Origin of the sequence: Burkholderia sp. MSMB1826 (genome assembly GCF_001526325.1) — a bacterium.
GTDB lineage: Bacteria > Pseudomonadota > Gammaproteobacteria > Burkholderiales > Burkholderiaceae > Burkholderia.
Genome location: NZ_LOYN01000043.1, coordinates 220,196 through 240,721 on the forward strand (window position 1 = coordinate 220,196; position 20,526 = coordinate 240,721).

Here is a 20,526-nt window from a genome sequence, read left to right on the forward strand (position 1 = left end):
AGATAAAGGGAGTATTTCAGGTGCATAAATGACCACGACCACCCCTCTTGCACGAGAATTCGCGACAGGGCGCGCAGTGTCGCACGATCGGATCGGCCGCGGCAGTCGTCCGGATGGCCGGTCACCGTGCGTCGTGAGCCGTATCATATAGCAACCATCAGTTGCTACCGCGACGACTTTCCGTCTGCCCGGTTGCTGTCGAATCGACTATCGTTGCCTGCATGTTCCCCATCGCCCATCAGGAGACGACACCGTGACGCACAGCGTGATCCCCGCCGGCCTCGCCGACGAAATGATCGAAATTCGGCACCGCATCCACGCCCATCCCGAACTGGGTTTCGAGGAATTCGCGACGAGCGATCTCGTCGCCGAGCAATTGCAGTCGTGGGGCTACACCGTGCATCGCGGGCTCGGCGGCACCGGCGTCGTCGCCCAGTTGAAAGTGGGCAACGGCAAGCAACGCCTCGGCCTGCGCGCCGACATGGACGCGCTGCCGATCCACGAAGCGACGGGCCTGCCGTACCAGAGCACGATCGCGGGCAAGATGCACGCATGCGGCCACGACGGCCACACGGCGATGCTGCTGGCGGCCGCGAAGCACCTCGCGCGCGAACGCCGCTTCTCGGGCACGCTGAACCTGATTTTTCAGCCGGCCGAGGAAGGGCTCGGCGGCGCGAAGAAGATGCTCGACGAAGGGCTGTTCGAGCAATTCCCCTGTGACGCGATCTTCGCGATGCACAACATGCCGGGCTTCCCGACCGGCAAATTCGGTTTCCTGCCGGGGGCGTTCATGGCGTCGTCGGATACCGTCGTCATTGACGTGCAGGGTCGCGGCGGTCACGGCGCAGTGCCGCACCGGGCGATCGATCCGGTCGTCGTATGCGCGCAGATCGTGCTGGCGCTGCAGACGATCGTGTCGCGCAACGTGTCGCCGCTCGACATGGCGATCGTCACGGTCGGCGCGATCCATGCGGGCGAGGCGCCGAACGTGATTCCCGATCGCGCGCAGATGCGCCTGTCGGTGCGGGCGCTGAAGCCCGAGGTGCGCGACCTGCTCGAAACGCGCATCAACGAGGTCGTGCATGCGCAGGCGGCCGTGTTCGGCGCGACCGCGACGATCGACTACCAGCGCCGCTACCCGGTGCTCGTGAACGATGCGCAGATGACGGCGTTCGCGCGCGGCGTCGCTCGCGAATGGGTCGGCGAAGCCAACTTGATCGACGGGATGGTGCCGCTCACCGGCAGCGAGGATTTCGCGTTTCTGCTCGAGAAACGGCCGGGCTGCTATCTGATCATCGGCAACGGCGACGGGGAGGGCGGCTGCATGGTGCACAACCCCGGCTACGACTTCAACGACGCGGCGCTGCCGACCGGTGCGTCGTACTGGGTCAAGCTGACCGAGGCGTTTCTGGTGTGACGGAGGAGGCGGGGCACGCGGCACCGACCCGGCCATCGGCCCCGCTTCGGCGCGGCGAACGCGAAATGTATCCAAAATTGGTACATGATGGCCGCATCCCAAGGAGATGACTCATGTCGCGAAACACATCCGTTTCCCTTGGCGATCACTTTGCCGAATTTGTCGATGCGCAGGTGTGATCGGGGCGATATGGTTCCGCAAGTGACGTCGTGCGAGCCGGGTTACGGCTCCTCGAATCACACGAAACGCAAATGCGTGCGTTGCAGGAAGCATTGAAGGCTGGTGAAGCGTCCGGGACGCCCAAGCCTTTCGACAGCGAGACCTTCCTGGCCCGCATGCGAGCCACGCATGGCGGTTAAAGGCAGACAACTTCGGCTGGCCCCGTTGGCTGAACTCGATCTTGAAGACATTTGGCGCTATACCGCCGAGCATCGGTCTCCTCAGCAGGCGGAGCATGACTGTCGCGATCTGATTGGCACCATGGAAGCGCTGGCGCGCGGCAAAAAGGCAGGTCGGACCTGCCTTGTTCGGGATGGGTATTTCCGGTATGCCGTTGGCGCTCACGTCGTGTTCTATCGTGAAACGAATGACACGATAGACGTGATTCGGGTCCTGTATCAGCGGATGGATATCGAACGACATCTGTAGCCGCACACTTCGAGCGGTGCGATCGTCGCAAAGCGGCCCCACCATCCCGATATGACCTGTGCGGCCTCGATCCGAGCGCCGCATCCCACCATCTAGAACGTGCCCCCGCTGAACAACGCCACGACTGCATCCGGATTCGACGGCCAGTACATGTGCATGTACGTCGCGACGATCGCGCCGCTCCGGTAGACGGCTTCGCCGCTGCCCTGCGCGCCGTCGGGGCGCGCGGCGCGCGCGACCGGTTCCAGCGGCGTCGCGAGCCGCGAATAGTGGAACGTATGACCGCGCATCGGCCCCGTGCGCGTATCGAGCTGCTGCATGCCGAGCGCCGCGAACCGGCGCTGCATCGTCGCATGCCCCGGCAGCAGGCCGAGCATCGGCGTCGTCGAGCCATCCGCATCGGTCAGCGATTCGCACAGGTAAACCATTCCCCCGCATTCCGCGACGATCGGCCGGCCGGCTCCCGCATGCGCGCGAATCGTCCGCGCGGTCGCGGCATTCCCGGCAAGCGTCGCCGCATGCAGTTCCGGATAGCCGCCCGGCAAAAACAGCGCATCGCAATCGTCGGGCACGGGTTCGTCGGCGAGCGGCGAGAAGAATCGCAGCGTCGCACCGAGCGCATCCAGCAGCGCGAGATTGGCCGGATAGATGAACGAGAACGCCGCATCGCGCGCCACCGCGATCCGCTTGCCGGCCAGCGCACGCGGCAGCGGCGCGGCCGCGTCCGGTTCCGCGAACGCGACGGCCGGCGGCAAGTCGGCCAGCGCCGTCTGCGCGAGCACGTCGGCCGCGCGATCGAGCCGCGCGTCGAGATCGTCGATATCGGCCGGCCGATGCAGGCCGAGATGTCGCTCCGGCAGCGCGATGCCCGCATCGGCCGGCACGTGTCCGAGCCAGCGCAACTCGTCGGGCAACGCCTGTTGCAGCAATTGCGCGTGCCGGGCCGAGCCGACGCGATTGGCCAGCACGCCGTGAAACGGCAATCCCGGCCGGAACCGCGCGAGCCCGAAGGCGATCGCCGCGAACGTCTGCGCCATCGCCTTCGCCGAAATCACCGCGACGACCGGCACGCCGAACGCGGCCGCGAGATCGGCACTGCTCGGCGTGCCGTCGAACAGCCCCATCACGCCTTCGATCAGGATCAGGTCCGCGTCGCGCGCGGCTTCGGCGAGCAGGGCGCGGCAGCCGGCCTCGCCGACCATTCCGAGGTCGAGCGCATGCACGCTCGCGCCGCTCGCGCGTTCGAGCAGCATCGGATCGAGAAAATCGGGGCCGGTCTTGAACACGCGCACGCGGCGGCCGAGCCGGCGGTGCAGCCGCGCGAGGCCGGCCGTCACCGACGTCTTGCCCTGGCCCGACGCGGGTGCGCTGACGAACAGCGCGGGGCAGGCCGGCATGCTCAGAACTCCACGCCGCGCTGCGCCTTCACGCCTTGCTCCTTGTACGGATGCTTGACGAGCCGCATTTCGGTGACGAGATCGGCCGCATCGATCAGCGCATCGGGCGCGTGCCGCCCGGTGACGACGACGTGCACCGACGCCGGACGCGCGACGAGCGTCGCGAGCACTTCGTCGAGCGGCAGGTATTCGTACTTCAGCACGGTGTTCAGCTCGTCGAGGATCACCATCCGGTAGTCGCCGCTGTCGATCATCCGGCGCGCCTCGTCCCAGCCCTTGCGCGCGGTCGCGATATCGGCGTCGCGGTTCTGCGTGTTCCACGTATAGCCGTCGCCCATCGTCACGAAATCGCATTGCGCGACCGCGCCGAGGAAGTCGCGCTCGGACGTGTGCAGCGCCCCCTTGATGAACTGCACGACGCCGAGCCGCATGCCGTGGCCGAGCACGCGCACGGCCATCCCGAACGCGGCCGTGCTCTTGCCCTTGCCGTTGCCGGTGTGAACGATCAGCAGGCCCTTTTCCTGCGTGGCGGCGGCCTGCTTCTTCTCGTGGCCGGCGCGGCGGCGTTCGGCCATCCGCTGATGGGATTCGGAATCGGTCTTCATCGGGAATCGTCCTGTCGAAAGCGAAACAACGGGTTCAGAGCGGGCCGGCGAGCGCGACCGTCACGCCGTCCCGGATGGATTTGGGGCCGAGCAGCCGGCCGTGCGGCGCGGCGAGCTGCGCGCACGGCTCGGCCACGCCCGCGATGCCGAAGCGCGCCAGCGCGGCGCCGGACGGGCCGCTCGCGGCCAGTTCCGGACGGCTCGCGAGTTGCGCCGCATCGAATGCGACGAGCGGCCAGCCACGGCGTGCGCACAGCGTGCGCAGCGCCCGGGCGCGTGCCTTGTCGGCGAGTGTCGCGACGAGCGCCGGTTCGGCGGCCGGGTAGCGCGCGAGTGCGGCGCGGATCGCGGCATCGAGTTGCGCGGCCGTGACGCCCGCACGAAAGCCGATGCCGAGCGCGACGCGCATCATGCGCAACCGCCTAGCGCCGCACGCACCGCCGGATCGTCGGCGAGCGCCGCGACGCGGCCGATCACGACGATCGCCGGCGAACCGATACCGGCCGCACCGACACGCTCGACGAGCGTGTCGAGCGTCGCGAGCAGGTGGCGTTGTTCGGGGCGCGTGGCGTTCTCGATCGCCGCGCACGGCGTATCGCCGGACAGGCCGCCGTCGCGCAGCGCCGTGGCAATTGCGTCGAGGCGACGGATGCCCATGTAGATCACGATCGTCATGCGCGTGGCCGCGAGCGCGCGCCAGTCGGGCTCGTCGGCTCCCGCGCCGTGGCCGGTGACGAAGATCACGCCCTGCGCGTCGCCACGGTGCGTGACCGGGATGCCGAGCGCGGCCGGCGCGGCGATACCCGCTGTGACGCCGTTGACGACTTCCACCGGAAAGCCCGCCGCGCCGAGCGCGATCAGCTCCTCGCCGCCGCGGCCGAACACGAACGGATCGCCGCCCTTGAGCCGCGCGACGCTGCGGCCCGCGCGCAGGTGCGCGAGCAGCGCGGCGACGATCGCCGCCTGCGGCGTCGACGCATGGCCGCCACGCTTGCCGACGTGCTCGATCAGCGCGTCGGCGCGCGCATGGCGCAGCACGTCGGGGTTCACGAGATCGTCGACGAGCAGCACGTCGGCCGCGCCGATCGCGCGCACGGCTCGGAGCGTCAGCAGATCGGCGTCGCCGGGGCCCGCGCCGACGAGCCATGCGCGGCTCATCGCGCGCGGCACGGCGCGCACCGTGTCGACACAGTGGAACAGGGAAGGCGGGCGGCGCATCGGCGGCCGGCGAGCAGGCAGTGCATGACGGATCGGGCGAAACCCGCGCGAACGCGGGTGGAATGCGCACCCCATCCGTCCCCCGCGGACCGGGCGTTCGGCGAGCATCGCGCTCGCCCCTTGCGTCGGCCGGTATCCGGGCTGGCCGCTTGCCAGACCGCAGCCTTCCCGCCCGGTCGAAGGGCAGTGGCATCGCGGGCGGCCTGGGCGCACGTGCGAAAAAAGCGCGTTGCGCGGGCGGCGTACCGTTGCGGGGACAGCACAGGCCGGGCGGACATCCGCCTCCTGTTTCCCGTTTAACTGCATGCGCGGAATGCGCATGCGAGCACCGAACGCGGCGCATACGATAGCACAGGCGTGCCAAGCGCGAGCCGCCCGGCGGACCGGTCGCGCGAGGCGTCGGCGCGGCCCGCGAGGTCAGAACTTGTACGCCGCCGTCAGCGTGAACGTGCGTGGCGAACCGGGCATGATCTGCGCGAGGCCCGTCGCATTCGCGTAATAGTCGCGATCGGTCAGGTTGACGGCCGCCAGCGTCACCTCGAGGTCGCGCGTGCGATATCCGGCCTTGCCGTCCCAGCGGACGTATGCGGGCAGTTCGAGCAGGTTGTCGCGATCGGCGTAACGCGCCCCTTCGTACACCAGCCCGAGTTCGGCGAAAAATCCGCGCAGCGGCGCATGGCCGACGAACAGGCTGCCGTTCGACCCGGACACACCCGCCGACCGCTTGCCCGCGTACTTCGGCTCGGCGTCGACCACCCGTGCGTGTTGCCAGCCGATGCCGCCGCGAACGAACCAGTCGCCCGCGAGCCGGCCGGCGACGCCCAGTTCCAGGCCGCGATTGCGCTCGAGGCCGTTGAGGTCGAAGAACCCGGGCCGAACCGGATCGGCGACGCGGCGGTTGTACAGATCGAGCTGAAACAGGGCGAGCGTCGTGCTCAGTGCGCCATCGCGCCAGTCGCTTTTCACGCCGATCTCGTACTGGCGGTTGTATTGCGGGCCGAGATCGTTGGCGTTGCCGCGCGCGTCCGGCGTGATGCCGATCAGGTCGCCGCCGACCGGCGCGAAGCTCTTGCTGTACGACGCATACACGCTGTGCGCGCCAACCGGCGACCACACGACGCCGAGCCGCGGGCTCCATGCCGTCGTCGTGCGCCGCGCATGCAGCCCGTTCAGCGCGTTGGTCGAATCGACGTCGAAGCGTTCCGCGCGCAGGCCGCCGAGCAGTTTCCACGCTCGCCCGAGGTCGATGCGATCCTGCGCGAAGATCGCGTAGTCGTTGACGCGATGGCGGTTCATTGCATACGGGCGTGGCACCCCACCGGCCGGCGCGAGACGATCCGGTCCGGTGATCGGGACCGGCGCCGCATCGGCCTGCCAGAGCGTCGGGCTGCGTTTCTGCCAGCCGTATTCGATGCCGAACAGCAGGTGATGCAAGCCGGGGCCGGTCGCGACTTTGCCGCTCAGTTCGACGCCGGTCTGCACGTTGAGATGCGTCATGTCCTGCAGATAGCGCGCACGTTGCACGCGCCGGTAGTCGCGCGGCTTCGTGACGTAGCTTTGCGTGACGTAGGTATTGTCGAAGGTGCTGTGCAAATCCAGCACGCCCAGTGTATGGCGCAGTGTCCAGTCGCCGTCGAGCACGTACGTGACGACCGAGCGCCCGTTCATGTTCTTGTCGCGGACGGTGTCGCGGTCCGCCGCGCCGAAGAAGGTCGCGCGCGGCGCGGACGGCAGCGAGAACGCGATCGGCCTGGCGGCCGCGTCGATCGCGGCGACCGACGCCGGCATGCCGCGATCGGGCACGCGTTGGTACGTGTCGTATTCGAACTGCAGCAGCCAGCTTCGCCGTGCGTCCTGTCATTTGATCGACGGCGCGACGTACTGGCGCGTGCCGTCGACGTGGTCGCGGAAGCTGCCTGCGTGTTCGCGGCCCGCATTGAGCCGCATGCTCCATGCGCTCGACAGCATCCGGTTGAGATCGACCGATGCGCCGAGCCGTCCGTAACTTCCGGTCGCCGCCGAGACATGTCCGAAGTTTTCCGGCAACGGCTGCTTGGTGATCCGGTTGATGACGCCGCCGCCGCTGCCGCGCCCGTACAGCGCCGCGGCCGGTCCCTTCAGCACTTCGACGCGTTCGATATTGCCGAGACTGCGCACGTATTGCGCGTCGTCTCGCATGCCGTCGAGCAGCAGGTCGCCCGCGGCGGAAAAGCCGCGGATGCGGAACGCATCGAAGCGCGTATCCGACGTATTGGAAACACCCGGCACGCCGGCCAGCGCGTCGGCAAGCGTGCGGCCGCCATAGGACAGCGTTTCCTCGACCGGGACGCTGTCGATGGTTTGCGGTACGTCGCGCGGATCGCTCGCGGTGCGGGTCGCCGTGCTCACGCTTTCGGCGCGCGGATCGTTTGGATGGCGTCGGCTGCGCACCTCGAGCGCGGGCAGCTCGTCGTCGAACTCGGCCGCCGGGGCAGGGCAGGGAGCAACGCAGGCGATCGAGCACAGCGACAGGGCCAGCACAGGAAACCGCCGCCCGGATATCTGTCGTTTCGACATGGAAATTCAAGGATGACTGAGTGATTGCCTCACATGGCCGTTGCGTGATGGTTGGCTTCGTTATCGGGCGAAGTTTATCTTACGAAGTTGAAAACGACAATCATTCGTGTTTGCCGCCGACCGCTCGCCTTGACGCTCCCCGCACCGCCGCCTACACTCGCACGCGTTTTGGTGCTCGCGCGCGCCGCTCCGGCGCACGCAGTTAAACGGGAAACAGGGAGCCTGCCTGCGCCGCAGTCGAGCCAACCTGTGCTGCCCCCGCAACGGTAAGCGAACGTGTCGCGCGCAGCGCGATGCAGCGCCGCTTCGCCGCATGCCCCGCGCATGCGGACGACCGCCACTGGATGCCGCGCGTATCCGGGAAGGCGAAGCGGCGTGTTCGTCAGCCCGGATACCGGCCTAAACGTTGGGGTTCAGCGCCGCGGGGAGGCGGCGCATCGTCCACGGCCGCAGCAGGCCCGACGCCCGGTGTTCGACGCTTCCTTCGTCCATCTGCCGCCGCGCGCACGCGAGCGGCCGCCGCGGCGAACGGCAGGCGGCGCGGGGCGGGGCCGGCGGCAGCCGTGTTGGCATTCACGATGTCGACCGTTCGCAAGGAAGCACCATGCCCGATTCGTTGTTCCGCCCGTCCTGCGGCTGTCCGGCCGGACCGCGCGGCGATCTTCCCGCGTCCCGTCCCGTGAATGGCCGCGCCGCCACCGACGCGACGCCCCCGGCCTGATTCCATTCCCGTCACAGGACCTACCATGACCCTACGCAAGCTTCCCGTCACGATCGTCACGGGCTTTCTCGGCAGCGGCAAGACGACGCTGATGCGCCATATCCTGCAGCACGCCGAAGGCCGCCGCATCGCGGTGATCGTCAACGAATTCGGCGAGCTCGGCATCGACGGCGAAATCCTCAAGGGCTGCGGCATCGGCTGCGACGATGCACGGGGCGAGGCATCGGGCCAGTTGTACGAACTCGCGAACGGCTGCCTGTGCTGCACCGTGCAGGAAGAGTTCTATCCGGTGATGGAAGCGCTCGTCGAGCGCCGCGCGGACATCGACCACGTGCTGATCGAGACGTCGGGCCTCGCGCTGCCGAAGCCGCTCGTGCAGGCGTTCAACTGGCCGACGATCCGCAACAGCTTCACGGTCGACGCGGTCGTGACCGTCGTCGACGGGCCGGCCGCCGCGAGCGGCCAGTTCGCGGAAAACCCGCAGGCCGTCGACGCGCAGCGCCGCGCCGATCCGAATCTCGACCACGAATCGCCGCTGCACGAACTGTTCGCCGATCAGCTGTCGTCCGCCGATCTCGTGATCGTGAACAAGGCCGACCTGGTCGGCGACGCCGAGTTCGCGCGGATCGAAACCGCGATCCGCGACGAGATCCCGCCGCAGGTGAAGATCGTGCGCGCGACGCGCGGCGAGCTCGACCTCGCGATGCTGCTCGGGCTGGAGTCGGCATCGGAGGACACGATCCACCTGCGTCACGACCATCACGGTGCGGCCGACGACGGCGATCACGATCACCATCACGACGATTTCGATTCGGTGGTGGTGTCGGGCGACGCCGGCACGCGCGAAGCGACGATCGCCGCGCTGCAGCGCGTGGTCGAAGCGCACACGATCTATCGCGCGAAAGGCTTCGCCGCGCTGCCCGGCGCGCCGATGCGGCTCGTGATCCAGGGCGTCGGCCGCCGCTTCGACAGCTATTTCGACCGCCGCTGGCAGGACGGCGAAACGCGCGCGAGCCGCTTCGTGCTGATCGGCGAGGATCTCGACGCAGCCGCGCTGCAACGCGCGTTCGACGCCGCGTGCGCGGCCGAGCCGCAACAGGCGTAACGCACGATGCATCTGCTGCGCACCACGCCGGGCGGCTTCGTCGACGATACGCAGGGCGTCGTCCGGATCGACCAGCAGCCGGCCGACATCGTCATCCTGAGTTCGGCCGACACGACGCTGTCGTTGCTCGCGAGCGTCGTGCCGCACTTGCCGGCCGGGTTCCCGAGCGTGCGGCTCGCGAACGTCACGTTCCTGCGCCAGCCGGCGTCGGTCGATTTCTACGTCGACGACGTGCTGCGTCACGCGAAGACGGTCGTGATCGATCATCTCGGCGGCGAAGCGTACTGGCCGTACGGGATCGAGCAGGCCGTGTCGCTCGCATCGAAGCGCGGGCAACGGCTCGCGATGTTCTCGGGCGACCTGCAGGAGGACCCGAACCTCGTCGCGAAGAGCACGGTCGAGGCCGAGCTATGCCGGCTGTGGTGGCGCTACCTGCGCGAAGGCGGCGTGCACAACGCCGACGCGCTGCTGCGCAGCATCGCGTTTCACACGTTCGGCTTCGGCGACGAACCCGAACCGCCGCGGCCGCTGCCCGCCGCCGCGCTGTATCACCCGGCGCGCGACCGCGCGAGCGTCGACGACTGGCGGCCGCGCTGGACGCCCGGCGCGCCGGTCGTCGCGATCCTGTTCTATCGCGCGCACTGGCAGGCCGCGAACACGGCGGTGTTCGACGCGCTGGCCGACGCACTGATCGACCAAGGGCTGAATCCGCTGCCGATCGCGGTGACGTCGCTGAAGGACGCGGTGAGCCGCGAGGTCATCACGCAACTCTGCGACACGCACGACGTCGCGCTCGTGCTGAATACCACCGCGTTCGCGGCCGGCGCGATCGACAGCCCCGGGCACGACGTGCTCGCCGGCGACGCGCCGGTGCTGCAGGTGATCCTGTCCGGCGGCAATCGCGATGCGTGGGTGGCCGACAACCAGGGCCTGCACGCGCGCGACATCGCGATGCACATCGCGCTGCCCGAAGTCGACGGGCGCATCGTCACGCGCGCGGTGAGCTTCAAGGGGCTCGCGTATCGCTGCCCGCATACCGAGGTCGACGTCGTGCGCTACCAGCCGGATGCCGAGCGGATCGCGTTCGTCGCGGCGCTCGCACGCGGCTGGTGCCGGCTGCGCACGCTGGACAATGGCGACAAGCGCATCGCGCTGATTCTCGCGAACTATCCGCAAAGCGAAGGGCGCATCGGCAACGGCGTCGGGCTCGACACACCGGCCTCCGCGCTGCGCGTGCTCGCGGCGTTGCGCGACGCGGGCTATACGGTGGCCGACCTGCCGGCCGACGGCGACGCGCTGATCGCGCGGCTCACCGAAGGCGTGACCAACGACGCGGCCGTGCACGCGCTGCGACCGGCGTTCCAGAGCTTCCCGCTGGCCGACTACGTCGCGCATTTCGCGCGGCTGCCGGCGGCCGTGCGCGACGCGCTGAACGCGCGCTGGGGGCCGCCTGAAGCCGACCCGACGCTGCGGCAAGGGCGTTTCACGATCGCCGGCTGGCGCGCGGGCAACGTGTTCGTCGGCATCCAGCCGTCACGCTCGCGCGACGAGAACGACTACGCGAGCTATCACGATGCGGAGCTCGTGCCGCCGCATGCGTATCTCGCGTTCTATTTCTGGCTGCGCGATGCGTATCGCGTCGACGCGGTCATCCATCTCGGCAAGCACGGCAATCTCGAATGGCTGCCGGGCAAGAGCGTCGCGCTGTCCGACGCGTGCTGGCCCGACCTGACGCTCGGGCCGCTGCCGCACCTGTATCCGTTCATCGTCAACGATCCGGGCGAGGGCAGCCAGGCGAAGCGCCGCGCCCAGGCGGTGATCGTCGATCACCTGATGCCGCCGCTCACGCGCGCGGAAAACTACGGCCCGCTGCAGGATCTCGAACGGCAGGTCGACGAGTACTACGAAGCGTTGATGGTCGACGCGCGGCGCGCGAAGCTGTTGCGCAAGACGATTCTCGCGACGATCGCCGAGCATCGGCTGCACGACGAACTGAGCGTGTCGCCGCCGCGCGACGCGGGTGACGAGGATGCACTGCTCACGCGGGTCGACGCATGGCTGTGCGAGTTGAAGGAAGCGCAGATTCGCGACGGGCTGCACGTGTTCGGCGCGTCGCCGCTCGAGCGCCAGCGGCGCGACACGCTGCTCGCGCTCGCGCGCTTTCCGGTCGGCGACGGCAAGGGCGAACGGGCCGGGCTGATCGGCGCGCTCGCGCGCGATCTCGCACTCGGCGACGCTTTCGATCCGCTCGCGGCCGACTGGGCCGCGCCGTGGACGGGGCCGCGGCCGACCGTCCTGCAGGCGCTCGACGCGTCGCCGTGGCGTCATGCGGGCGATACGCGCGAGCGGCTCGAACGGCTTGCGCAGCATTGGCTCGACGCCGTGTGCAGAACCGAATCTTTCGAGGATCCCGGCATCGCGATTCCGCCGCCCAGCGCATGGCCGCATACGCTCGCGGTGATCGAACGCGTGCGCACGATGCTGTTGCCCGCGCTCGACGCCTGCGGCGGCGAGGAAATGCGTCAGCTGCTGCGCGGGCTCGACGGCCGTTTCGTGCCGCCGGGGCCGAGCGGTTCGCCGTCGCGCGGCCGTCCCGACGTGCTGCCCACGGGCCGCAACTTCTATTCGGTCGATACGCGCGCGGTGCCGACGCAGGCCGCGTGGTCGCTCGGCCTGAAATCCGCGCAGCAATTGATCGAGCGCCATCTGCAGGATCACGGCGACTATCCGCGCGCGATCGGGCTGTCGGTGTGGGGGACGGCGACGATGCGCACCGGCGGCGACGACATCGCGCAGGCATTCGCGCTGATCGGCGTGCGGCCGAAATGGGCGCACGGCAGCCACCGCGTGACCGACTTCGAGATCCTGCCGATCGAGATCTTCGACCGGCCGCGCATCGACGTGACACTGCGCGTGTCGGGTTTCTTCCGCGACGCGTTCCCGAACCTGATGCACCTGTTCGACGCGGCCGTGCAGGCCGTCGCCGCGCTCGACGAGCCCGAGGCGCTGAACCCGATCCGCGCGCGCATCGAGCGCGAACGCGCGGCATGGATCGCGCAGGGCGTGGCGCCCGACGAAGCGCGGCGCCGCGCCGGCTGGCGCGTGTTCGGCGCGCGGCCGGGCAGCTACGGCGCGGGCCTGCAGGACCTGATCGACCAGCGCCGCTGGCAGACCGACGCCGATCTCGCGGACGCCTATCGCCGATGGGGCGGCCACGCGTACGCGCAGAACAGCGCGGGCGACGCGGCGGCCGACGTGTTCGGAGAACGGCTCGCGACGATCGACGTCGTCGTGCAGAACCAGGACAGTCGCGAGCACGACATCCTCGATTCGAACGACTACTACCAGTTCCAGGGCGGGATGACGGCGGCGGTGCGGCACCTGTCCGGACAGCAGCCGAGCATCTACCACGGTGACCATGCGAACCCGGTCGCGCCGAAGATGCGCACGCTGCGCGAGGAAATCGCGCGCGTGATCCGCTCGCGCGTCGTCAACCCGAAATGGCTCGACGGCGTGAAGCGTCACGGCTACAAGGGCGCGGCCGAGCTGGCCGCGACCGTCGACTATCTGTACGGCTATGACGCGACCGCACGCGTGCTGTCGGATCACCAGTACGCGTTCGTCGCCGACGCGTACCTGTTCGACGACGCCACCCGCGCGTTCCTCGAACGGCACAACCCGAAGGCGCTGCACGGGATCTGCGAACGCTTCGTCGAGGCGATGCAGCGCGGCCTGTGGCAGCAGCCGGGCGACTATCGCGAGCGGATCGAAGCGGTCTGGCTCGCGAGCGAACAACTTCAGGAAGGGGGGCGGCGATGACCGATCCGACGACGCACCGCGCCCGCGCGGTTTTTCCGTTTGCGGCGCTCGTCGCGCAGGACGCGTTGCAGCAGGCACTGCTGCTTGCCGCGATCGACCCGTCGCTCGGCGGCGTGCTCGTGAGCGGGCCGCGCGGCACCGCGAAATCGACGGCCGCGCGCGGCCTCGCGGAGCTGTTGCCGGAAGGGCAGTTCGTCACGCTGCCGTTGTCGGCGAGCGACGAGCAGGTGACGGGCACGCTCGATCTCGCGCATGCGCTGGCCGAAAACGGCGTGCGCTTCCGGCCGGGCCTGCTGGCTCGCGCGCATCTCGGCGTGCTGTATGTCGACGAAGTGAACCTGCTCGCCGACGGGCTCGTCGATACGCTGCTCGACGTCGCCGCGAGCGGCGTGAACATCGTCGAGCGCGATGGCGTGTCGCACGCGCACGACGCGCGTTTCGTGCTGGTCGGCACGATGAATCCCGAGGAGGGCGAGCTGCGCCCGCAGTTGCTCGACCGCTTCGGGCTGATGGTCGAACTGGAGAACTGTTTCGACGCCGCCCAGCGTGAGCGGATCGTGAAGGCGCGACTCGCGTTCGATCTCGATCCGGACGCGTTTCGCGCACGTCACGCATCCGCTCAGCGGGAACTCGCGGACCGGATTCGCGCGGCGCGCGCCCGGCTGCCGGCGCTGGATTTCGACGATGCGGTCCATGCGCGCGTCAGCGCGCTGTGCATCGACGCGGCCGTCGACGGGTTGCGTGCCGATCTCGTGATGCTGCGCGCCGCGCGTGCGCTGGCCGCGCTGGAACGGGCCGCAGCGGTGGCGGTGTCGCACGTGGAGCGCGTGGCCGAGGCCGTGCTGCGGCACCGGCGACATGCGGGGCCGCCGCCATCGCAGCAGTCGTCGCACCCGTCGTCGCAGCACGATGGCGAACGCGACGGTCGTGCGCCGCCGGACCCGCGCCGGCGGCCCGACGACCGACCGCGCGAAATGGGCGACACGGAGGCCGGCGCGTCGGCATCGCAGGGCGACTGGGGCTACCTGCCGCCCGAACCGGCCGGGCTGCGCGACGTGAAAAGCGTGGTGCCGCTGCCGCTAAAAAAGCGCTGAGCCATCGAGCCGGCGCCGCCGCGAACGCGATTCGCGGTCCTCGATGGCAGTCGGGCGCCGCCGCGCGCGTGCCGGGCACGGTGCGCGCCGGCACGGCCGTCGCCTGGCCGGCGACGCTTGCCGCGAAACGCGGCGGTCCGCTGCATCGCGATCATCTGCGCTACGGGAAACGCGCGGGCACGCCGCACGCGTTGCATTGCTTCGTGCTCGATTGTTCGGCGTCGATGCTGTCGCACGAACGGCTCGCGCTCGCGAAGGGACTGATCGTCGCGTATTTCGATCAGGCCGCGCGCGCACGTGTCGAAACCGCGCTGGTCTGCTTCGGCGGCAACGGCGCCGCGCGGCGCTTCGGCCCGGCCGTGCCGCGCTGGTGGAATGCGCGCTGGCTCGAGCCGGTCGACGGCGGCGGCGGCACGCCGCTCGCGGACGGCATCGCGGCCGCCGCGCAGTTGCTCGCCCGCGCGGCGCGGCGCGCGCCGGGCAAAGCGCGCTGGCTGTGGGTGCTGTCCGACGGGCGCACGCGCGACACGCCGGCCAGACCCGCGGCGGCCGATCACGTCGTGTTCGTCGACTTCGACGATGCGGCCGTGCGGATCGGGCAGGGTGCGCGGCTCGCCGCGGCCTGGGGCGCGCAGTGGGTGACGGCCGACGCGCTTCGCACCGATCTCGCCGGCCGATGGCCGGCCGGCGGTGCGCTATGATCGCCGCTTCTGCTTCTGCCCACCGGAAACCTCCGCCATGCAAGTACTGGTCGATGCCGACGCGTGTCCCGCCGTCATCAAGGACATGCTGTTTCGCGCCGCGCGTCGCGCCGAGATCTGCGTGACGCTGGTCGCGAACCAGTTTCTGCGCACGCCGCCGTCGCCGTTCATCAAGGCCGTGCAGGTACCGGCCGGCTTCGACGTGGCCGATGCGCGCATCGTCGAGCTGACCGAACCCGGCGACCTCGTGATCACGGCCGACATCCCGCTGGCCGCCGCCGTGCTCGACAAGGGCGCGCACGCGCTCGACCCGCGCGGCAACTGGTTCAGCCGCGAGAACATCGAGGAACGCCTGTCGACGCGCGCGATGATGGACCAGTTGCGCAGCGCGGGCATCGACACGGGCGGGCCGGCGCCGTTCGGCGCGCGCGACGGCAAGGCGTTTGCGTCGCAGCTCGACCGGTTCCTGGCGCGGCACGGCAAGCCGTGACGGCACACGGCGCGCCCGGCCGGGATGCAGGCTTGCGCCGACGCTGCTATCGTGTGACGCGAACCCCAGTACAGGAGCGCGCGCGTGTCACCGACCCAACTTCTCGTTCCGACCTACACCCAGATGCTGCGGGCGCAGTCCGCGTGGCTCGACAAGGCCGTCGCGCACCGGCAGTCCGCCGGCGACGGACCCGACGCGGCGATGACGCTGAGGCTGGCGCCCGACATGTATCCGCTCGCCGCCCAGGTGCGCTTTTCGTGTTTCCAGGCGATGGAGCCGGTCCATCGGCTGCGCGGCGAACCGCTGCCAGCGGCATTGCTCGCGTTGCGCGAGGCGGGCTGGAACGCCGATGCGCAACCCGGTTCGCCGGCCGATGCGCAGGCGATCATCGCCGGCACGCTCGCCTTTCTCGGCGAACTCGCGCCGGATGCGCTCGATGGCGGCGCAGCGCTGCCGATCACGCTCGAGCTACCGAACGGGATCGCGTTCGACATGACGGGCGAACAGTACGTGCGCGACTGGGCGCTGCCGCAGTTCTACTTCCACGCGATCGCTGCGTACGCGATCCTGCGCCATCACGGCGTCGAGTTCGGCAAGGCCGATTACGTGCCGCACATGCTCGCGTACGTCCGGCCGGGCACGATTCCGCAAGGCTGAGCCGGCCGCTCGGGCGGCCGTGAAGCGACATGACACGGGCACTGTTCATCTGCAGCCGCAACCGGCTACGCAGCCCGACGGCCGAAGCGGTGTTCGCCGCGTGGCCCGGCATCGAAACCGACTCCGCGGGCCTCGCGCCCGACGCGGACGTACGGCTGTCCGCCGAGCAACTCGACTGGGCGGACATCGTGTTCGTGATGGAGCGCGCGCACAAGGCGCGACTGTCGGCGCAATTCGGTGCGCATCTGAAGCACCGGAAGATCGTCTGCCTCGACATCCCCGACCGCTACGCGTTCATGCAGCCCGAACTCGTCGCACTGCTCGAACGCAAGGCCGGCCCGTTCCTGCGCGCGTAATCGCCGCGGTCGGCAGCCGAGCCGGCATCGACCTCAGCGAAGCGGCCCGCTCGCGAGCGCAGAGAAACAGTCGAGCCGCAGCAACTCGATGATCTTGCGCGTCGGCACGCTGGCGCGCAGCGTGTCGAGCCGGTCGACGGTGAACCACTTGCAGCGGGCGATCTCGTTGCTCGCGCGCGGCGTCAGGTGCGCCGGCACGTCGGCCACGAACACGTGATGCAGCTTCGTCAGCCCGCCGAACTGCACCGCGTAGTCGAGCGCGAGCCCCTCCAGTCGCGTTTCCTCCGCGAGTTCCCGCAGCGCGGCTTCGAGCGGCGTCTCGCCGCGCCGGATCGTGCCGCCCGGTAGCGACCAGCGCGCCGCGGTGCGCGCGACCAGCAGCACGCTGCTGCGCTGGCGGCACACGATCGTGGCGCGTTCCTTGTTGACGGCGAGGGTATCCGGCCCGGTGCTCATGTTCTGGCAAAACAGGTGCTGAATCGTGGAGGAAAGGCCCGTCGGCTGCGCAGGACCCGGCAGCAGGCGGCGACGGCATGCAAGCCGCCGCGCCGATGTTACCGGCCGTTCGTGACAATCGCGTGCACCCCGCGCTCGTGCCACGCACGCCAGTTCACGCGTGCGTGTAGATGCCGCCGCGCGCCGGCTTCACGGGGCGCGAATGGCGGCGCTTGTGCACCGCACGCCGGTGACGAGGCGACGGCGCGGTGACGTGCCGGCGTGCGGGCGCGGGCCGAGCCGCCGGCGCGGCAGCGTGCGGCGCCGCGCCCGGCATGCCGGCTTGTCCTTCGCCGAAGTGGAAAGTCTGGTTTTGCGCGTGCGCGACGCCCAGCGTCGACGCCAGCACGAAGGCCGCCAGCCACAACCGTTTCATGAATATTCCGCCTTGTTTGGGTAGGGATGAATGTCGCCCGCCAGCTTAGCCAACGGCGGGGTGCGACCGCAACCGGCGCGTTCGGTGTCTCCCCGCTTGCGCGCGGCGATGGGCTCGGCGCGGCAGCCGGGTCCATCCGGGCTTGACAACATAATTCGCGAGTGTGAATATAAATTCACACACGAGAATTATTCGTCGAATCCGGAGAAACCGCGCCGCACGCGCCGGGCCGCCGGAACCGGCAGTCCGATCAACCGGAACCAGGAGCGAGACGCATGGCGGAACACGAGCAGCAGGGCGCGCTGGCGGGATTGCGCATCATCGATCTGTCGCGGGTGCTGGGCGGCCCGTACGCGACCCAGATCCTCGCCGATCACGGCGCGGAGGTGATCAAGGTCGAACCGCCGTCCGGCGACGAAACGCGCACGTGGGGTCCGCCGTTCGACGGCGACACCGCGTCGTACTTCCTCGGCGTGAACCGCAACAAGCTCGGCATCGCGCTCGACCTGACGCAGCCGGTCGATCGCGAGCGGCTGCTCGGGCTGCTCGAACACGCGGACGCACTGGTCGAGAACTTCAAGATCGGCACGATGGAGCGCTGGGGGCTCGGGTTCGACGCGCTGCATGCGCGGTTTCCGCGCCTCGTCCATTGCCGCGTGTCGGGTTTCGGCGCGGACGGCCCGCTCGGCGGGCTGCCGGGCTACGACGCGGCGGTACAGGCGCTCGCGGGGCTGATGAGCGTCAACGGCGAAGCCGGCGGCGCGCCGCTGCGCGTCGGCGTGCCGATCGTCGATCTCGTCACGGGGCTGAACGCGGCGCTCGGCGTGCTGATGGCGCTGCGCGAGCGCGACGCCAGCGGCCGCGGCCAGTTCGTCGAGTCGACGCTGTTCGACTGCGCGCTGTCGATCCTTCATCCGCATACGCCGAACTTCTTCCATTCCGGCAACGCGCCCGTGCGCACCGGCAACGCGCATCCGAACATCACGCCGTACGACAGCTTTCCGACGGCGGGCGTCGACATCTTCCTCGCGGTCGGCAACAACGGGCAGTTCGCCGCGCTGTGCGACGTGCTCGGCACGCGCGACTGGCTCGACGATCCGCGCTTCGCGGACAACCGCGCGCGCAACCAGCATCGGACCGTGCTGCGCACGCTGCTCGAAACGGCGCTGGCCGCGCACGACGGCGCCGTGCTCGCCGAGCAACTGATGCGTCGCGGCGTGCCGTGCGCGCCCGTGCTCGGGCTCGATGCGGCGCTCGACCACCCGCATGTCGCGCATCGGCGGATGAAGGTCGAACTGGGCCGGCATCGCGGCATCGCGTCGCCGATCAAGCTGGGCCGCACGCCGGCCACGTACCGGCGTCCGCCGCCCGCGCTGAACGAACATGCGGCGCAGGTGTTCGCGGATGGCAACGACAACGACGACGGCCGGAGCTGACCGCCGTCGCGGCCGCCTGCCGTGCCGTGCCGTGTCGCGGCACACATCATCGTTCGGACATCACGCCGGCCCGCGCGTCGACACGCACCGACAAGCGCACCGGCAGAAGAGGAGACGCATCATGCTCGCATCGATCGGCGCGGTCGCCATCGTCGCGCTGTTCGGCCTGATCATCACGAAGCGGCTGTCGCCGCTCGTCGCGCTGATCGTCGTGCCGGTGGCCGCGTCGCTCGCGGCCGGTTTCGGGCTGCAGACCGGCAAGTTCGTCGTGCACGGCGTACAGAACATCGGCCCGATCGCCGGGATGTTCGTTTTTGCGATTCTTTTTTTCGGTATCCTGACCGATGCGGGGATGCTCGACCCGATCATCGCCGGCGTGCTGCGCGTGATCGGCTGCCATCCGCCGCGCATCGTGATGGGCTCGGCGCTGCTCGCGCTGCTGATCCATCTCGACGGCTCCGGCGCGGTCACGTTCCTCGTCACGCTGCCGGCGATGATGCCGCTCTATACGCGGCTCGGGATGGATCGCCGCATCCTCGCGTGCGTCGCGTCGATGGCGGCCGGCGTCAACTTCCTGCCGTGGGTCGGGCCGATGCTGCGCGCATCGGCGGCGCTGCACATTCCCGGCTCGGCGATTTTCATGCCGATGATTCCGGTGCAGATGGTCGGGCTCGCGTTCGTATTCGGCACCGCCTGGGTGCTCGGCGTGCGCGAGGCGAAGCGGTTGGGGCTCGACCGCGCCGGCGCCGCATCGCTCGCGATCGCGCCGCGCGAGCTGACCGACGCCGAACGCGCGTTGCGCCGGCCGGGACGATTCGGGATCAACGTCGCGCTGACGCTCGTCGTGCTCGTCACGCTCGTGTCGGGCATCGTCGACCCGATGGTGATGTTCATGCTCGGCACGGTCGCCGCGCTCGTGATCAATTACCCGGACGTCCAGGCGCAGCGCGAGCGGATCGACGCGCATGCGAAGGCCGCGCTGATGATGGCGAGCGTGCTGCTCGCGGCCGGCGCGTTCACGGGAATCATGTCCGGCACCGGGATGCTCAAGGCGATGGCCGAGGTCGTCGTCGCGCACGTGCCCATCGAGCATGCACGCCACATGCCGTTCGTGCTCGGGCTGCTATCGATGCCGCTCAGCCTGCTGTTCGACCCCGATTCGTTCTACTTCGGCGTGCTGCCCGTGCTCGCGGAAAGTGGCAAGCTGCTCGGCGTGCCGCCGATCCAGATGGCGCAGGCCGCGCTGCTCGGCCAGATGACGACGGGCTTCCCGGTGAGCCCGCTCACGCCCGCGACGTTCCTGATCGTCGGCCTGACCGGCGTCGAGCTCGCCGAGCACCAGAAATTCACGATTCCGTTCCTGTTCGCCGCCACCGTGCTGATGGTATTCGCCGCGGTCGCGACGGGCGTGTTTCCGTTATGACCGTGCGCGTTG

General features: G+C 69.5%; 17 protein-coding genes, 2 pseudogenes and 2 riboswitches. Of the genes and pseudogenes, 12 read left to right on the forward strand and 7 right to left on the reverse strand.

Annotated features, from left to right (window positions below):
* Positions 1–253 precede the first annotated feature (253 nt).
* The 3 genes and pseudogenes from WS95_RS24680 to WS95_RS24685 all read left to right on the forward strand — a co-directional run bounded on the left by WS95_RS24680 (position 254) and on the right by WS95_RS24685 (position 2,065).
* Positions 254–1,417 (forward strand): M20 aminoacylase family protein, encoded by a 1,164-nt coding sequence (locus tag WS95_RS24680; RefSeq protein WP_034207294.1) that lies wholly within the window; start codon positions 254–256, stop codon positions 1,415–1,417.
* 113 nt (positions 1,418–1,530) lie between these two features.
* Positions 1,531–1,776, forward strand: a pseudogene (locus WS95_RS34090) (type II toxin-antitoxin system ParD family antitoxin).
* A complete protein-coding gene (locus WS95_RS24685) occupies positions 1,766–2,065 on the forward strand; it encodes a type II toxin-antitoxin system RelE/ParE family toxin (protein WP_059826637.1) in 300 nt (99 codons plus the stop codon). The pseudogene WS95_RS34090 and the gene WS95_RS24685 overlap by 11 nt, the downstream one beginning before the upstream one ends.
* Positions 2,066–2,157: 92 nt before the next feature.
* Here WS95_RS24685 and WS95_RS24690 read toward each other — a convergent pair whose 3' ends face one another.
* The 5 genes and pseudogenes from WS95_RS24690 to WS95_RS24710 all read right to left on the reverse strand — a co-directional run bounded on the left by WS95_RS24690 (position 2,158) and on the right by WS95_RS24710 (position 7,841).
* Positions 2,158–3,462, reverse strand: coding sequence for a cobyrinate a,c-diamide synthase (locus WS95_RS24690; RefSeq protein ID WP_059826639.1), 1,305 nt, complete (start codon positions 3,460–3,462; stop codon positions 2,158–2,160).
* A 2-nt stretch (positions 3,463–3,464) separates the two neighbouring features.
* Positions 3,465–4,067 carry a cob(I)yrinic acid a,c-diamide adenosyltransferase gene (gene cobO / locus WS95_RS24695; protein WP_034207296.1) on the reverse strand — a complete coding sequence of 201 codons (603 nt, stop codon included), beginning with the start codon at positions 4,065–4,067 and terminating at the stop codon, positions 3,465–3,467.
* Positions 4,068–4,101: 34 nt separating this feature from the next.
* Positions 4,102–4,479, reverse strand: a complete 378-nt coding sequence (locus WS95_RS24700) for a cobalamin biosynthesis protein (RefSeq protein WP_034207297.1) — start codon at positions 4,477–4,479, stop codon at positions 4,102–4,104.
* Entirely contained in the window at positions 4,476–5,285 is an 810-nt protein-coding gene (gene cobA / locus WS95_RS24705) for a uroporphyrinogen-III C-methyltransferase (RefSeq protein WP_257139940.1), read from the reverse strand. Before cobA ends, WS95_RS24700 begins: the two co-directional genes overlap by 4 nt.
* Before the next feature lie 110 nt (positions 5,286–5,395).
* Positions 5,396–5,634: riboswitch (cobalamin riboswitch) on the reverse strand.
* Between the two features lie 68 nt (positions 5,635–5,702).
* A pseudogene (locus WS95_RS24710) lies at positions 5,703–7,841 on the reverse strand (TonB-dependent receptor).
* Positions 7,842–7,993: 152 nt separating this feature from the next.
* Positions 7,994–8,258, forward strand: a riboswitch (cobalamin riboswitch).
* Positions 8,259–8,587: 329 nt separating this feature from the next.
* Here WS95_RS24710 and cobW point away from each other — a divergent pair.
* From cobW to WS95_RS24745, 7 genes are all read left to right on the forward strand, one after another.
* Positions 8,588–9,667 (forward strand): cobalamin biosynthesis protein CobW, encoded by a 1,080-nt coding sequence (gene cobW / locus WS95_RS24715; RefSeq protein ID WP_059826641.1) that lies wholly within the window; start codon positions 8,588–8,590, stop codon positions 9,665–9,667.
* A 6-nt stretch (positions 9,668–9,673) separates the two neighbouring features.
* Entirely contained in the window at positions 9,674–13,486 is a 3,813-nt protein-coding gene (gene cobN, locus WS95_RS24720; RefSeq protein WP_059826643.1) for a cobaltochelatase subunit CobN, read from the forward strand.
* Positions 13,483–14,580 carry an ATP-binding protein gene (locus WS95_RS24725; RefSeq protein ID WP_059826645.1) on the forward strand — a complete coding sequence of 366 codons (1,098 nt, stop codon included), beginning with the start codon at positions 13,483–13,485 and terminating at the stop codon, positions 14,578–14,580. The genes cobN and WS95_RS24725 overlap by 4 nt, the downstream gene beginning before the upstream one ends.
* Before the next feature lie 68 nt (positions 14,581–14,648).
* A complete protein-coding gene (locus tag WS95_RS24730; protein ID WP_059826648.1) occupies positions 14,649–15,281 on the forward strand; it encodes a vWA domain-containing protein in 633 nt (210 codons plus the stop codon).
* 37 nt (positions 15,282–15,318) lie between these two features.
* A complete protein-coding gene (locus WS95_RS24735) occupies positions 15,319–15,771 on the forward strand; it encodes a YaiI/YqxD family protein (protein WP_059826649.1) in 453 nt (150 codons plus the stop codon).
* A gap of 84 nt (positions 15,772–15,855) precedes the next feature.
* Entirely contained in the window at positions 15,856–16,428 is a 573-nt protein-coding gene (locus WS95_RS24740) for a DUF1993 domain-containing protein (protein ID WP_059826650.1), read from the forward strand.
* A gap of 29 nt (positions 16,429–16,457) precedes the next feature.
* Positions 16,458–16,784 (forward strand): low molecular weight protein tyrosine phosphatase family protein, encoded by a 327-nt coding sequence (locus WS95_RS24745; RefSeq protein WP_034207305.1) that lies wholly within the window; start codon positions 16,458–16,460, stop codon positions 16,782–16,784.
* 33 nt (positions 16,785–16,817) lie between these two features.
* Here the strand turns inward: WS95_RS24745 and WS95_RS24750 are convergent, their stop codons facing one another.
* Positions 16,818–17,240: an NUDIX hydrolase gene (locus tag WS95_RS24750; protein WP_034207306.1), complete on the reverse strand. Its 423-nt coding sequence runs from the start codon at positions 17,238–17,240 to the stop codon at positions 16,818–16,820.
* A 154-nt stretch (positions 17,241–17,394) separates the two neighbouring features.
* The gene (locus tag WS95_RS24755; RefSeq protein ID WP_034207307.1) at positions 17,395–17,655 is read right to left on the reverse strand and encodes a hypothetical protein; all 261 of its coding nucleotides are present in this window, start codon (positions 17,653–17,655) and stop codon (positions 17,395–17,397) included.
* 275 nt (positions 17,656–17,930) lie between these two features.
* Here WS95_RS24755 and WS95_RS24760 point away from each other — a divergent pair, with 275 nt between their 5' ends.
* Together WS95_RS24760 and WS95_RS24765 are read left to right on the forward strand one after the other, a co-directional pair.
* On the forward strand, positions 17,931–19,091 hold the full coding sequence (locus WS95_RS24760) for a CaiB/BaiF CoA transferase family protein (RefSeq protein WP_034207308.1): 1,161 nt from the start codon (positions 17,931–17,933) through the stop codon (positions 19,089–19,091).
* 121 nt (positions 19,092–19,212) lie between these two features.
* A complete protein-coding gene (locus WS95_RS24765; RefSeq protein WP_059826652.1) occupies positions 19,213–20,514 on the forward strand; it encodes a CitMHS family transporter in 1,302 nt (433 codons plus the stop codon).
* Positions 20,515–20,526 lie beyond the last annotated feature (12 nt).

Coding starts and splice junctions, on each gene's coding strand:
- WS95_RS24685 (WP_059826637.1), top strand. CDS start 1,766: ATGGCGGTTAAAGGCAGACAACTTCGGCTGGCCCCGTTGGCTGAACTC.
- WS95_RS24690 (WP_059826639.1), bottom strand. CDS start 3,462: ATGCCGGCCTGCCCCGCGCTGTTCGTCAGCGCACCCGCGTCGGGCCAG.
- cobO (WP_034207296.1), bottom strand. CDS start 4,067: ATGAAGACCGATTCCGAATCCCATCAGCGGATGGCCGAACGCCGCCGC.
- WS95_RS24700 (WP_034207297.1), bottom strand. CDS start 4,479: ATGATGCGCGTCGCGCTCGGCATCGGCTTTCGTGCGGGCGTCACGGCC.
- cobA (WP_257139940.1), bottom strand. CDS start 5,285: ATGCGCCGCCCGCCTTCCCTGTTCCACTGTGTCGACACGGTGCGCGCC.
- cobW (WP_059826641.1), top strand. CDS start 8,588: ATGACCCTACGCAAGCTTCCCGTCACGATCGTCACGGGCTTTCTCGGC.
- cobN (WP_059826643.1), top strand. CDS start 9,674: ATGCATCTGCTGCGCACCACGCCGGGCGGCTTCGTCGACGATACGCAG.
- WS95_RS24725 (WP_059826645.1), top strand. CDS start 13,483: ATGACCGATCCGACGACGCACCGCGCCCGCGCGGTTTTTCCGTTTGCG.
- WS95_RS24735 (WP_059826649.1), top strand. CDS start 15,319: ATGCAAGTACTGGTCGATGCCGACGCGTGTCCCGCCGTCATCAAGGAC.
- WS95_RS24745 (WP_034207305.1), top strand. CDS start 16,458: ATGACACGGGCACTGTTCATCTGCAGCCGCAACCGGCTACGCAGCCCG.
- WS95_RS24750 (WP_034207306.1), bottom strand. CDS start 17,240: ATGAGCACCGGGCCGGATACCCTCGCCGTCAACAAGGAACGCGCCACG.
- WS95_RS24755 (WP_034207307.1), bottom strand. CDS start 17,655: ATGAAACGGTTGTGGCTGGCGGCCTTCGTGCTGGCGTCGACGCTGGGC.
- WS95_RS24760 (WP_034207308.1), top strand. CDS start 17,931: ATGGCGGAACACGAGCAGCAGGGCGCGCTGGCGGGATTGCGCATCATC.
- WS95_RS24765 (WP_059826652.1), top strand. CDS start 19,213: ATGCTCGCATCGATCGGCGCGGTCGCCATCGTCGCGCTGTTCGGCCTG.